The organism is Bradyrhizobium sp. CCBAU 11434 (assembly GCF_028128895.1).
Taxonomy (GTDB): Bacteria; Pseudomonadota; Alphaproteobacteria; order Rhizobiales; family Xanthobacteraceae; genus Bradyrhizobium; species Bradyrhizobium zhengyangense.
Map to the genome: position 1 here is coordinate 610221 of NZ_LBJX01000102.1, position 12782 is coordinate 623002.

General features: G+C 61.2%; 15 protein-coding genes. 10 read left to right on the forward strand and 5 right to left on the reverse strand.

Features of this window, described 5'->3' with window-relative positions:
- Window positions 1–161: 161 nt before the first annotated feature.
- On the forward strand, window positions 162–1274 hold the full coding sequence (locus XI06_RS40025) for an NADH:flavin oxidoreductase/NADH oxidase (RefSeq protein WP_271607807.1): 1113 nt from the start codon (window positions 162–164) through the stop codon (window positions 1272–1274).
- A gap of 290 nt (window positions 1275–1564) precedes the next feature.
- Complete coding sequence (locus tag XI06_RS40030; RefSeq protein WP_237860080.1) at window positions 1565–1975, forward strand: hypothetical protein; 411 nt, start codon at window positions 1565–1567, stop codon at window positions 1973–1975.
- 135 nt (window positions 1976–2110) lie between these two features.
- Here the strand turns inward: XI06_RS40030 and XI06_RS40035 are convergent, their stop codons facing one another.
- From XI06_RS40035 to XI06_RS40045, 3 genes are all read right to left on the reverse strand, one after another.
- Window positions 2111–2362 carry a PilZ domain-containing protein gene (locus XI06_RS40035; RefSeq protein ID WP_188108249.1) on the reverse strand — a complete coding sequence of 84 codons (252 nt, stop codon included), beginning with the start codon at window positions 2360–2362 and terminating at the stop codon, window positions 2111–2113.
- A 376-nt stretch (window positions 2363–2738) separates the two neighbouring features.
- Window positions 2739–4067 (reverse strand): DUF2235 domain-containing protein, encoded by a 1329-nt coding sequence (locus XI06_RS40040; RefSeq protein WP_271607808.1) that lies wholly within the window; start codon window positions 4065–4067, stop codon window positions 2739–2741.
- A 171-nt stretch (window positions 4068–4238) separates the two neighbouring features.
- Entirely contained in the window at window positions 4239–4586 is a 348-nt protein-coding gene (locus XI06_RS40045; RefSeq protein ID WP_237860073.1) for a hypothetical protein, read from the reverse strand.
- Between the two features lie 549 nt (window positions 4587–5135).
- Here XI06_RS40045 and XI06_RS40050 point away from each other — a divergent pair.
- From XI06_RS40050 to XI06_RS40085, 8 genes are all read left to right on the forward strand, one after another.
- Entirely contained in the window at window positions 5136–5414 is a 279-nt protein-coding gene (locus XI06_RS40050; protein ID WP_271607809.1) for a hypothetical protein, read from the forward strand.
- Window positions 5407–5703: a hypothetical protein gene (locus tag XI06_RS40055; protein ID WP_237860069.1), complete on the forward strand. Its 297-nt coding sequence runs from the start codon at window positions 5407–5409 to the stop codon at window positions 5701–5703. The genes XI06_RS40050 and XI06_RS40055 overlap by 8 nt, the downstream gene beginning before the upstream one ends.
- A gap of 221 nt (window positions 5704–5924) precedes the next feature.
- A complete protein-coding gene (locus XI06_RS40060) occupies window positions 5925–6203 on the forward strand; it encodes a hypothetical protein (RefSeq protein WP_271607810.1) in 279 nt (92 codons plus the stop codon).
- On the forward strand, window positions 6200–6496 hold the full coding sequence (locus XI06_RS40065) for a hypothetical protein (protein ID WP_271607811.1): 297 nt from the start codon (window positions 6200–6202) through the stop codon (window positions 6494–6496). The genes XI06_RS40060 and XI06_RS40065 overlap by 4 nt, the downstream gene beginning before the upstream one ends.
- A gap of 169 nt (window positions 6497–6665) precedes the next feature.
- A complete protein-coding gene (locus XI06_RS40070; protein ID WP_237860064.1) occupies window positions 6666–6944 on the forward strand; it encodes a DUF1488 family protein in 279 nt (92 codons plus the stop codon).
- A 392-nt stretch (window positions 6945–7336) separates the two neighbouring features.
- On the forward strand, window positions 7337–8524 hold the full coding sequence (locus tag XI06_RS40075) for an ABC-three component system protein (RefSeq protein ID WP_271607812.1): 1188 nt from the start codon (window positions 7337–7339) through the stop codon (window positions 8522–8524).
- A complete protein-coding gene (locus XI06_RS40080) occupies window positions 8524–9033 on the forward strand; it encodes a three component ABC system middle component (protein ID WP_271607813.1) in 510 nt (169 codons plus the stop codon). The genes XI06_RS40075 and XI06_RS40080 overlap by 1 nt, the downstream gene beginning before the upstream one ends.
- Window positions 9030–10763 (forward strand): DUF3732 domain-containing protein, encoded by a 1734-nt coding sequence (locus XI06_RS40085; RefSeq protein WP_271607814.1) that lies wholly within the window; start codon window positions 9030–9032, stop codon window positions 10761–10763. Before XI06_RS40080 ends, XI06_RS40085 begins: the two co-directional genes overlap by 4 nt.
- Window positions 10764–10772: 9 nt before the next feature.
- On the opposite strand, the gene XI06_RS40090 is transcribed toward XI06_RS40085, so the two are convergent.
- Window positions 10773–11012 (reverse strand): hypothetical protein, encoded by a 240-nt coding sequence (locus XI06_RS40090; RefSeq protein ID WP_097669996.1) that lies wholly within the window; start codon window positions 11010–11012, stop codon window positions 10773–10775.
- Window positions 11009–12658, reverse strand: a complete 1650-nt coding sequence (gene tnpC / locus XI06_RS40095; RefSeq protein WP_271607815.1) for an IS66 family transposase — start codon at window positions 12656–12658, stop codon at window positions 11009–11011. Before tnpC ends, XI06_RS40090 begins: the two co-directional genes overlap by 4 nt.
- Window positions 12659–12782 lie beyond the last annotated feature (124 nt).

Consider the following 12782-nt stretch of genomic DNA (forward strand, 5'->3'; position numbering starts at 1 on the left):
TCACGCTTCGCGTGCCCCGGGATGACAGCGGGGTTCTTGGCACCGCCCCGCAATGCATGGCCCCGCCACCCGCCATGCCGCCCGCGCATCTCGCAATTCGCGAAGGGGCCACTAAACTTCATGCAATCGCTTCCTTCCCTCTCGTATCCGGATGCCCCCGCATGAGCGCCCTGTTTTCCCCGATCAAGCTGCGCGGCCTGACCTTGAAGAACCGCCTGGTGGTGTCGCCGATGTGCCAGTATTCGGCCGAAGACGGCGTTCCCACCGACTGGCATTTCACCCACATCAACAATCTGGCGCTGTCGGGCGCTGCGATGTTCTGCATCGAGGCGACCCATGTCGAGGCGATCGGCCGCATCACGCCGGGCTGTCTCGGCCTCTACAGCGATGCCTCCGAGGCTGCGCTGAAGCAGATCATCGCCTCGGTGCGGAAACATTCGCACACGGCTGTCGCGATGCAGCTCGCCCATGCCGGCCGCAAGGCGTCCAGCGCGCGGCCCTGGGACGGCGGCCAGCTCATTCCATCAAGCGAGGGCGGCTGGCAGACCGTGGCGCCGTCGGCGATCCCGCACAAGGAGGGCGAGGCCGCGCCCGTCGCGCTCGATGCGAGCGGCCTGAAGCGCATCCGCGAGGCCTTCGTCGACAGCGCGAAGCGCGCGGAGCGCATCGGCATCGATGCGATCGAGCTGCATGGCGCGCACGGCTATCTCATGCATCAGTTCCTGTCGCCGATCTCGAACAAGCGCACCGACGAATATGGCGGTTCGCTCGAGAACCGCATGCGCTTCCCGCTCGAAATCTACGACGCCGTGCGCGCCGTGTTCCCGCACGACAAGCCGGTGGGCATGCGCGTGTCGTCGACCGATTGGGTCGAGGGCGGCTGGGATCTGGCGCAGACCATCGAATTCGCCAAAGCGTTGAAGGCGCGCGGCGTCGATTGGATCGATGCCTCCTCCGGCGGCGTCTCTGCCTTGCAGAAGATCACGCTCGGTCCCGGCTATCAGGTGCAATTCGCCGAGGCCATCAAGCGCGAGACCGGCTTGCCGACCATTGCGGTCGGCCTGATCACCGAAGCGAAGCACGCCGAGGAGATCGTGGCTTCAGGCAAGGCCGACATGGTCGCGCTCGCCCGCGGCATGCTTTACGACCCCCGCTGGGGCTGGCACGCCGCTGCCGAAGTCGGCGGCGAAGTCGAGGCCCCGCCGCAATATTGGCGCTCGCAGCCCTCGACGCAGAAGGCGCTGTTCGGCAAGACCACGTTCGGGGCGCGGTGAGGGACTCTGCGTGTTGAGTTCGACGGCGGGTGCCCCACCAATGGTGTCGTCCCGGCGAAGGCCGGGACCCATACGCCGCAGCAATAGTTTTGCGAAGACTCGGAGTTACCACTTCGCACCATAACTGCTCCCTGTGGTTATGGGTCCCGGCCTTCGCCGGGACGACGGCTGAATGCATGGCGCGGTTCTCGCGTTCCTCACTCACGCCACCTCACGCATCCGTAACTCCCCTTAGCTTTCGCACCGGCTCAAACTGGCCTAACCTCCGCGCATCCTCACGGAGGTCCGCCATGCGTTTTCGTGTTCGCAAGACTGCCCATTTGTTCGAGCGATTGGGCCTCGCGATGGCTGGCGCTGCGTGCGGGCTGTTCGTCGGCGCCTATGTCGGATCGGCTATACCCGTGCTCACCACGCAGGGCTTCCTGCTGTTGATGATGCTGCTCGGCGTCGTCGGCTTCTATCTCGGCATCGACACGCCGCAGCTGCCGTTCGACGACGCCCACAGCCATATCGATGCCGCCGAGCTGTTGAGCTCCGCCGGCACGCTCTGCGCCACGCTCACGGCGCTGGTCTCGGTCGCCGTCATCGTGCTCCGCCTCGAGCCGCACGACGCGCTGACCTGGCTGGTGCTGCTGGGCTGGATCGGCGGCGTGACGATGCAGATCGTCGCAGGCGCAAAGGCCAGGATGCGGAAGGCGTGAAGGGGGTCTTGTTGCGATAGATCGTGCCACGCCATTTGCTGGGCTACCCCCCTCCCTGACCCTCCCCCACAAGGGCGGAGGGAACAGAGCAGCGTGCCCGGCGAGTAGATTGAACGATGTCAGCGCAACAGCGCCCTAAAACACCACGCCCACCCGCGTGCCGCGCTTCCAGGCGATGCGGCAGCGCTTCTTGGTGTTCACGTGCAGCAGCTCGAATCTGTCGGGGATCTTCACCTGTCCGCCGAGATCGACGCACGCCCCGCCGGGCGAATAGTCGATCAGCGTGCACGGGATCACCGGCGCGCGCGGGTCTGTGATGATCTTGGCCTGGCGGGACACCAGGCCGGCGGGCTTCACACGGGCAAACTTTCTCGGAAATTGTGGCACGTGTCCTCCTGCTCCGCTGTTCTTGCGGAGGTCTCGGGAACAATGATGCCGACGATGTGATGCGATCACGCTAAAGCGAGGGCGAGAATTTTAATGAAAAGTAGCGGTGATGGGAGAATGCGGAGGTAGCGGGGTGGGGGAGGAGACAAGAGAGTCAGTGAGGTACTCCACTGCGGCCACACATTCAGTTGTCGTCCCGGCCTAGTGCGCAATTGCGCACGGGGGCCGGGACCCATACCGCGTGATTTCTCGGTGACGTAAGGTCGAAGTACTAACGACGAATCTTCGCCAAACCACTCCCTGTGGTTATGGGTCCCGGCCTTCGCCGGGACGACGGCGGAGGATGTAGCGCGAGCCTGCCTCCTCACGCCCTCCATCACCCCGTCACAACCGCCTCCGCCCCCGCCGCCAGATCCGCCCCCGGCGGCACCGGCATCGGCACCGTCACATACGCCTTCGGCAAATTCACCGGCCGATAGCCAGGCTCCACGTCCATCCGCTTCAGCACGCTCTCATGCACATGCGCGCCTTCAGGAATGAGGCGCGGCTCGGCATCAGGGATGTAGAACCCCAACACCACCTTCCGCTCAGGCCACTCCCGGTACTTCGCGCTCTTCGGAAAATACTCCAGCACGCGCCAGGCCGCGCTCATCGAATTATGCAAGCCCCCCGCCTTGCCGGTGACCGCGGGCGGGACATACTGGAACGGCGAGTTCTTGCGCTGGATGCCCCAGGCGAGCTGGTTCACGGTTCGCCTGTTGAAGTTCAGCCCGGCCTTCTCCGCCTCGTCGATCATCCACACCAGCGGATATTTCGACTCGCCGCTTTCCGTCTCCGGATAGCCGCCGCCGACGTCGCAATGCACGCCGGAGAACCACACCTGCAAAATGTCCTGCGCCACCTTCTTCTCGTCAGGCACGTAGCGGTTGCTCCAGTACTCCTGCGGCTCCTCATACGGCTTCAGGCGGAACATGCGCCGCCGCTCGTCGATCGCGATCGCCTGGCGGAAGATGTTGACGCTGGGATTGCGCCGTGTGAACGCGAGCTCCTCCAAGGTGAACACGAGGAAGAACACGTCGCGCCGCGGCACGATCACGCTCGCCACCGTGTCCCACACGCCGATGAAGTGGATGGTCGGCCAGCGCGTCGAGGTGATGCGCGCGAACTGCGCGGCGAGGTCGAACTCGTCCTTCGGCAGCGGCCCCTGGTCGTCGACGACGATATCCTTGAGATCCTCGACGTCGTTGCCGCGCCCGGTGCCGGAATATTGCTTGTAGGCGACGAGGCCCGAGCCTGCGAGGTTCGCCTGCTCGGGCGAGATCAGCCCCACTTTGTGGATCAGCCCCGCCAGCACGCGCACCGTGTAGGCGCCGCGCGAAAAGCCGAACAGATAGATGCGGTCGCCGGGCGCGTAATGCTCGATCAGGAAGCAATAGGCCGACAGCACGTTGTCATCGAGCCCGTAGCCGGTGGCGAGCCCCAGCACTAGATTGATGTTGGCCTTCCACCTGTTCCAGGTCGACGGCTCCGTCACCGTGCCGACGCCGGGATCGTAGAACACCATCTGCCGCGGCTGCGTCTTGTCGGTCTTGCGCAGGCAGCGATAGAGCTTCAGCACGTTGGAGATGTTTTCGGAGATCTCGTTGCCGGTGCCGTCGCAGCAGATGACGAGGTTTTTCGGCTCAAGCTTGTGATCGTGCTCCACAGGTCGGCCCCTCCAGGTGATGCTACCGGGGCGAGTATAGCGCAAATGCGCGACGACGAGGAGACGAGCGGGAGGAGATTGAGCCCGCGCTGTGACTGCGCGCACAACTGCGCTCCCTCCCCCCTTGCGTTGTGAGGTCGCTCCCCTACCGCGGGCGTCGTCCTGCCTGCCCTACTTCTTCTTCCCCGGCCCGAAATCCGGCTGCCATGCGACGTCCTTGCGGCTCGGCGCCGCGGCGATCACCTTGGCTTTCTCCTTCTTCGGCTTCTTGGTTTCGCGGTTGCCGCGTTGCTGTCCCTTGGCCATGGCATCAATCTCCTTTGCGGGTTTCAGTTCGTCCAGTTCGTCCGATTGCAGCACGCGGCCGCGCGGCGTGCAGACGCGCACGTCCATGAAGCCGTCGCGCAGCAGCTTGCGCGCCAGCCGCAGCGCCACGGTGGCGTTGCTGCGGCCGTGATTGGCGCTGCCATATTCGCCGGTCGCCCAGATCAAATAGGGTACGCGCACGGGCTTAGCCATGGAACAGGGCCGCAGCGCCGACGAGAAGCAGCAGGAGCAATGCCACATCGACCCGTGGAACGATCCATTCCGAGGCACGAAAACGCGGCATCGCATGCTCCTGCGCGAGCACGAACGCGTCGTGCTTCAGCGACTGGTTTCTCGGCGGGAGCGCGCGTGACCCTCAGTCACCGGTCGATGCCGTCTAGGAGATGCGGTGATGCGGCCGAGCCTACGCCTGCATCAGACCAATAGCGAGGACTAAAACGCTGCGTGCGCAGCGGAAGGTGCTTCACCTCTCCCGGAGGGAGAGGTCGGATCGCCCCCGGCGATGCGAAGCATCGTCCGGCGCGATCCGGGTGAGGGGGCACGGTCTCACCGTATGCCGCGGCCCCCTCACCCGGATTACTCAGGCGCGCAATTGCGCGCGTGAGTAATCCGACCTCTCCCCGCTGGGGAGAGGTGACACTGAGCACAACGACGATAGCGCTGGCTATTGCCCCGCATTGAGCGCATGGTCGTAACGAGCTGGCGTCGGCTGGGGCCGCTGTCGCAGGAAGGCAGGCGTGCATGACCACCCGTACGCGGCGGGAAACCGTCACGTTCCGGCATCCGTTCCACATCCACGGTATCGATCGGCTGCTGCCTGCAGGCAGCTATCAGGTGCTCGCCGACGAGGAGACGATCCGGGCTGAGACCGTCTCGGCCTGGCGCCGCGTCGGCACGTCGATCATCGTGCCCAAGGAAGACGTGGTGGAAGGCGTGCTCGGCTCCGAGCAAATGCTGTCGATCCGCGCCGTCGACCTTGCGGACGCGCGTCGCATCGATGCGAGTGTCGCCCATGACTGATGTTCCCGTCGATCTCGACAAGCATCGCGGCATGGCCGCGCAGAAGGCGACCGACCTGCGCCGCGCGCTGGCCGAAGTCGAGAGCAATGTCCGCCAGCTGCGCGAGCGCGAGGCCGATCTCGAAAACCGCCTGATGACCGTGCCTGCCGCGTCGTGGGCCGAGGCCGCCGTGAAGGCGCGCTACCTTCTCAATCTCTACGCCGCAAGCCTGCCGGTCGAGGACACCCGCCACCGCGCGCTGGTGGCCGCTCTGTTCGACGATTTCGCAAGGCTGGGCGAAGACAGCTGAAACGCCGCACCCGCTGAGCGCGGAACCGCGGCGATAAAGCATGATCCGGAAAAGTGCGAAGCGGTTTTCCGAAGAGATCATGCTCAAACAACAACCTGAAGCGCGATGACGATTCATCCTGATCTCATCGCGCTTTAGTGCTGGCTATTGCCGCGCGATGCGCCCATGCTCGGCCGCAGCAGCGTCGGTTGGGGCTCCCCTCTCTCGAAAGGCAGGCCACCATGTCCATCCGCTCGCGACGCGAAACCATCACATTCAACCATCCGTTCCGCATCCGCGGCATCGATCGCATGCTGCCGGCGGGCGCCTATGAGGTCATCACCGACGAGGAGATGATCGAGGGCCTGTCGTTCGCGTCCTGGCGCCGCATCGCCACCATGATCACGGTGCCGGCCGAAGGCGCGCGCGGCGTGACGGAGATGCTGTCGATCGGCTCGGTCGATCTTGCCGACGCGCAAGCCAAAGACGCGCAAGCCGCTGACGCGAGCGTCACGCCATGAAGGACATCCCGGTCGACCTCGACAGGCACCGCGGCATGGCCGCGCAGAAGGCGACCGATTTGCGCCGGGCGATCGCCGTCGTCGAGACCCATGTCAGGGAGCTGCGCGAGCGCGAGACCGATCTCGAAAACCGCATGATGACGGCGCCCTCCGCCTCGTGGCCCGAGGCCGCGGTGAAGACACGCCACCTGCTCAACCTCTATACCGCGAGCCTGCCCAGCGAGGACGCGCGCCACCACGCGCTGGTGACGGCGCTGTTCGACGATTTCAAGAGATTGGACGGGGATAGTTGAGGGGCACGCCCGGTGTCCCGACATAGCTGTCGTCCCGGCGAAGGCCGGGACCCATAACCACCGCAGCAAGTGGTCGCCAGCGTCTGTGGCCACAGCGCGCTTCAACGGCGTCGACCGGGATTATGGGTCCCGGACTTCGCCGGGACGACGCACAACGAAGGAGTCCCCCATGAAGCTCACCCCCGGCCGCTATATCGGCCACGAACAGGACCGCGGCATCGTCCAGTTCTCGATGCAGGACGGCCCCCACGAGATCGCCTGCGCGATCTCGACCTCAGCGCTCGACGACCTCGAGCGCGGGATGCGCACCAAGCCCGATGAGCGCGAAGCCCAGTTCATCCGCCTGCGCGAGCAGATCGAAGCCTGCGCGGGACGGAAGTACCAGGCCACGGAGTTCGAGGGCTCGCCGCCGGGCATCGTGCTGCGGAGCATTGATTTTCGGGGGTAGGGGGGTATTGCCTCGACTCTGTCATCGCGGCGCAACCAATGCAAAGTTCGTCCTGCGTAGGCGATCGAGCTTCAGGAGGCTGGAGTTTCCGAGGTCTCGTTGCCGGTGCCGTCACAGCAGATGACGAGGTTCTTCGGTTCGGTTTTGGGCTTCGCCGGCTGTCTCCTTAGGTGATGCTACCCGGGCGAGTATATTGGCTATGAGCAAAGTGGATGACGCGCGGCAGCAAAAAATGGTCCCGTCCGCGCTTCTTAGTGTTTCATGCCACCGCCTCTGGAGCAGGTCGTGCCAGCCGCGTATAGCCGGCTCGACAGTTTGTCGCTATCGACTATAGTTTTGGTTGCAGAAAACAATACTACGCGTGACAAAGGAGAATCTAACAGGGGAGGCACATGGTCGTTGCGGAGAGCAAATTCGGCGCGGTCGCGCCCTTTTTGGGTTACCTCTATCAATGCCGGCAAGCTCTGCTTCTTTCTATTCAGTTATCTAAGAGCTTTCCCAGTCTCACGATTTCTATCGAAAAGTTTGATGACGTCGCAATTGAAAGTGCCGGAGTGCCGGCTGTCCAGCTTCAACTAAAGCATCACATAACCCCTGGAGCTTTGACGGACAAGAGTCCGGACATCTGGAAGACGCTTCGCGTTTGGAGCGAGCAGACTCTAGACAATCCTCAGCTTCCCTTCGAAACACGTTTCGTCCTCTTCACTACAGGATGTGCAGGGGAAGGAACCGCCGCGGCAGCTTTACGACTTGGGCGAACTAGGCAAGATGAGGAAAGAGCACTCGCGCTCCTCGAAGAGGCAGCGAAGAGTTCGAAGAGCCAAGAGACAAAGGCTGCCCGCGAAGCCTTCATGGACTTATCGCCCGCAGCTCGGAGGAGTCTAATCGCTTCCTTTCTCGTGTTCGACAAAGCTCCAAACATAACGAACGTTCGGGCAGAAATCGAAGACATGTTGGCGTTCGCTGTGCCCGCCCAGCACATCGATGCTCTAGTCGACAATCTAGAGGGATGGTGGGGCGCGGCGGTCATCCGCTCTCTGACCGATGATAGCGAGCCGCCGCTGTCGTTGCTGGCCCTTCGGGCCAAAGTGGACGAACTTGCCTCTGCATTTCGACGAGGCGATTTGCTCCTCAACCCCGAACTTGGGGCAGCGCTGACGGGCGTCGAGCTTACCTCGGATAACCGCACTTTTGTGCGGCAGATGCGTTGTATTGGATTGGGGCAATCGCCAATCGATATGGCCAAGCGCGACTACTATAAGGCAACAACGCAGCGGTCGGAATGGGTAAGAGAGAACGCCCTATTTGATGGCGAAGCTCAACGTTATGACGATTCTCTAGTTGATCGGTGGCAACGCGAATGCATGGCCCTTGCCGAAGAAACGAATCTATCGAGCGAGGATATCAAGAAGAGCTACGGACGCCAGATATTTCATTGGGCGAACCGCTATCAGGCGCCTTTTCGTAATAGACACGAAGCATGGCTGACCACAGGATCATTTCATCTGCTCGCTGACAACATTCGAGTTGGTTGGCATCCCGACTTTCAGCGTCTGTTTTCTTCGTCGGAGTGCGTCTGATGTCAGTCTTGAAAAGATGGGACCAGCGAGTGCCGGAGGAGGCTTACCTCTTCAACCCGGCCTACTGCGGAGCGCTGGCGACCGAATTTATTCGAGAGTTTTGTGATGCAAAAGACGGAGATTGTCCGTTTGTCTTACCGTTTTGTGCTCTTCCAATTTCCCTGCATCCAAAAACACGAGCGCTTCTTCCCAGCACAACGATCACCTCAATGTACACTTGGCTTGAACGGCACTCGGCTTTGCTCGTTGGATATCAGGCGCGCGCGGCGAATTTTCGGCCGGTGCTTCAGGAGGCGATTCGTTTTGGATTGGACAGGTCAGCCCTCATCGTTACAGGCTCCGGGGGGCTTGCCGTTGGATTCGCGCGCGTAGCGTTTACGAAGACATTTCAGCTGGAGATTACCAGTGATGCGAGAGAGTCTATCGCCGCCACAAGATTCCTGGGGCGTTGGTTTGCAAAGGCAGGAACGACCTCAACTGTGCTGGCTGCATGGGGTATCAGACCATGAGTATGAATATCGGATCGATTGTCCTTTATTCGCACTCCGGCGAGCAGAGGGTCCTCCCTTTCAAGAGTGGTTGCCTCAATGTCATAACGGGAGATTCGAAGACTGGAAAATCGGCCATCATAGACATCATCGATTATTGTCTCGGTCGAAGTCATTGCAATGTGGCCGAAGGGGTCATTCGCCGAAGCGTAAGTTGGTTTGCGTTAGAGGTCGTTGATCGCGACAATAGATTGTTTATAGCTCGTAAGAACCCTGGCCCTGGTACGGATACCAGCGCAGAAATCTATGTTCGTCGCGGCGACTTCGGCCAGCCGCCTTCTCATGAAGAATTGCGAAAAAATATCGTCGAAGATGAGCTGATAACTCTATTGACCCGCTTTATTGGCATTGCAGAAAACGAGCATCGACCCAAGACTGGGACGAGGTTGCCACTCCGAGCAACAATCAGGCACGCGCTCTTCCTCTGTTTTCAGAAGCAAGATGAAATTGATAATCGTGATCGATTGTTTCACCGGCAAGGCGAGCAATTTATTCCTCAGTCCATCAAGGATACTATTCCCTATTTCCTTGGGGCTGTTAACGAGGACCATTTTCTGAGGCAAAATGAATTGGATCTAGCTCGCGAAGCGCTGCGTGCCCTTGAGCAACGTCAGTCGCAATTCGATAACAGGCGAAGCTTCGATTTCAATCGCGTGCGACGCCTAGTCAACGATGGCAAGCGTGTAGGTTTGATTCGGCAAGATTTCGAGCCCACATCCGTTGACACAAACGGTACCCTTAGCACTCTCGAATCCGCTGGACGGATGGAGTTATTGAAGGGGGCGTCAATACCGGACTTCGGGGAAACGATTGAACGCTTGCGTGGGGAGCAGTCGACGTTGCGCCAACTACTAGGTCAGGCGTCCGACGACATTCGAGTAGCCCGGATGCTCATGTCGGAGCAGGGAGGATTTTCGCGCGAGGGACAAGAGCAGCGTTCGAGGCTTAGTTCGGTCGGCTTGTTTAAGGCAGCAGATGTTCCGGGGGATTATTGCCCAGTCTGCGAAAGCGCGCTCGTTGTTCCCACAACTCAGTCTCGCCAGATTCGAGTCGCGTTGGAACAAATTGATTCTCAACTAAGCGCCGTAGAGATCGAGCAGCCGCATCTCCAAAAATATATCGAAGACCTCGAGCAGAAGCGGCAAACGCTCGAGGATGAACTTGTCGAAGTTCAAGCTAATCTGGGGCAGGCGATTGCTGACGATGAACGCGCAGCTGAGCAACAGGATTTGCTACTGGAGAGAGCCCGCGTGGTCGGGAGGATCGGTTCGTTTATGGAAGGTGTGCGGCCGACTGACACTGACCCAGACTTGGGGCCCCAGATCCAATCTGCGAGAGATAGAGTCGCAGTCCTTGAAGCCGCAATAAATTCTGATGACGTGTCACAGCGCATCGACACGTACCTCAATCTGATCAGCAAACAAATGTCGATCTACGCGACCGAGTTGGAGCTTGAACATAGTGGCAGTGCGTTGCGGCTCGATCTAAAGAAGCTCACTGTCGTGGCCGATACCGAAGATGGTCCGATTCCGCTTACTCGAATGGGGAGCGGTGAAAATTGGGTAGGATACCATGTTCTGACTTACCTCTCGCTTCACTGGTGGTTTAGGCGAAGAGGAAGACCTGTTCCCGGCTTCGTAATTTTCGACCAACCCTCACAGGCCCACTATCCGGGTATCCATTCGGCGTAGGCCGCAGGGTTACCGCCTGAGCAGTCCAGGGTTCTCTTTATAGAACCTAATCAGCTCGATGAGGTTTTCGATTCCAAAGTCGGTGAACGCCTGGATGCCGTGTTCTCCGACGCCATAGACCCAGATGACGCCGTCCTCGATCTCCATTTCGTTGGCGATGTCCCACAGCCAATCTTCGTCTTCGCCGAGGTCTTTCGCGACCTGGGTGATGGTGGTGACGTGATGGACCTTGTTGACGTGCGTGGTCATGCCGCTCGAGCGGAGAGTGCTGACGCCGGCGTCCAATTCCAGGGCAGAAGTTCGTCCAGCCGATGAGCCGGATGGGCGGCAATGCGGGCGAGGATATCGGCGAGCCAGGTCTGCGGGTCGATGCCGTTCATTTTCGCCGTGACGATGAGGCTGTACATGGCTGCGGCGCGCCGCCCTCCGCGATCAGATCCGCAGAACAGCCAGGACTTCCGTCCAAGAGCGATGCCTCGCAAGCCCCGTTCGGCGGCATTGTTGGAGAGACACACGCGTCCATCTTCCAGGAACAGCGTGAAGCTCGTCCATCGCTTCAGGATATAGTTGAACGCCTTGGCCAGGTCGTGCCCACGGGAGAGCTTGGCGAGCTGTTCCCGCATGTAGACCTGAAGATCATCGACCAAGGGACGGCTCAGCGTCTGCCGCACCTGAACACGCTCCTCCGCACTCCTGCCATTGATGGAGCGTTCGATCTCGAACAGCGCATCGATCCGGCGCACGACCTCGACCGCGATGGGCGAGAGTGGGATCTCCTTTTTGCCGGCAGCCTTGCGCCGCGCATTCTCTTCGATGTCGGCCATGGCGAAGAACGGACGCCTTCCATGCGACCAGCAGGCAGCCTCCCGTATCGGTCCGGGCTGGCGTCCCGCCAGATAGAGTTGGTTGTACCCGTCATAGGCGTCGGCCTGCAGGATGCCGGCATATCGGGCCAGATGCCCCTGGGGATGCTCGCCCTTGCGGTCGCGCGAGTAGTAGAACATCGCCGCTGGCGGGCCGGCTCCACCAAATGGCTTGTCGTCCCGCACGTAGATCCAGCACCGCCCCGTGTCGGTCTTACCCTTAGCCAGCACCGGCACGGTCGTATCGTCCGCATGAAGGCGCTCGGCCGCCATGACATGGGCCTCGAGGCGGCGCAGCAACGGATCTAGCGAGGCACAGACCGCCCCAACGGCATCCGCCATGGTCGACAGTGCGATCGGCACGCCTTCCAGAGCGTAGCGCTCGGCCTGGCGGTTCAACGGCTGATGTTGGCCGAACTTCTCGAACATGATCATGGCCAGGAGGCTCGGGCCAGCCCATCCCCTGGCGATGGCATGGAATGGGGCCGGCGCCTGGCTGATCTTCTCGCAGTCGCGGCAGGAGAACTTCTCCCGAACCGTCTCGATCACCTTCCACTGGCGCGGCACCACTTCCAGCGTGCGGGTCACATCCTCGCCGAGCTTGCGAAGGCGATTGCTGCCGCAGCATTCACAAGCCGTAGGCCCATCGATCACCACCCGTTCCCGTGGCAGATGCTCAGGGAAGGTCTGGCGCTCGGCACGCTGGCGCGTAAATCCACGCACCGTCGTCGTCTTCGCCACGGCCCGTTCCGCCGCAAGCTCGTCCTCGGTGGCGTCGGCTTCCAGCTCTTCGAACGTCAGCGCCAACTGCTCGATCAGCCGCGCGGAACGCTCTGACCGTTGCCCATAGATCTGATGTTTTAGCTTGGCGATCTGCAGCTTCTGCTGGGCAATCAGCGCTTCGTCTTGCGACGCTTTCGCGCGGGCGACCGCGAGTTCAGCGGCGACCTCCAAACCCTTCGCGCGCTCGACTGCCAGCGCCTCTTTCAGGGCGGCAATGTCATCCGGAACAGCGTCGCGATCAGCATCCATGCGACGCAGTGAATCACAAGTTGGACGCGTTGGGACTCCTCAAAATGCCGGCAACCGCAGATTTTCCTAGATCAGCCCGCGCTCTGCGGTCGCCAGCTCAGTTGCGGATTCCTCCAGTCAATTC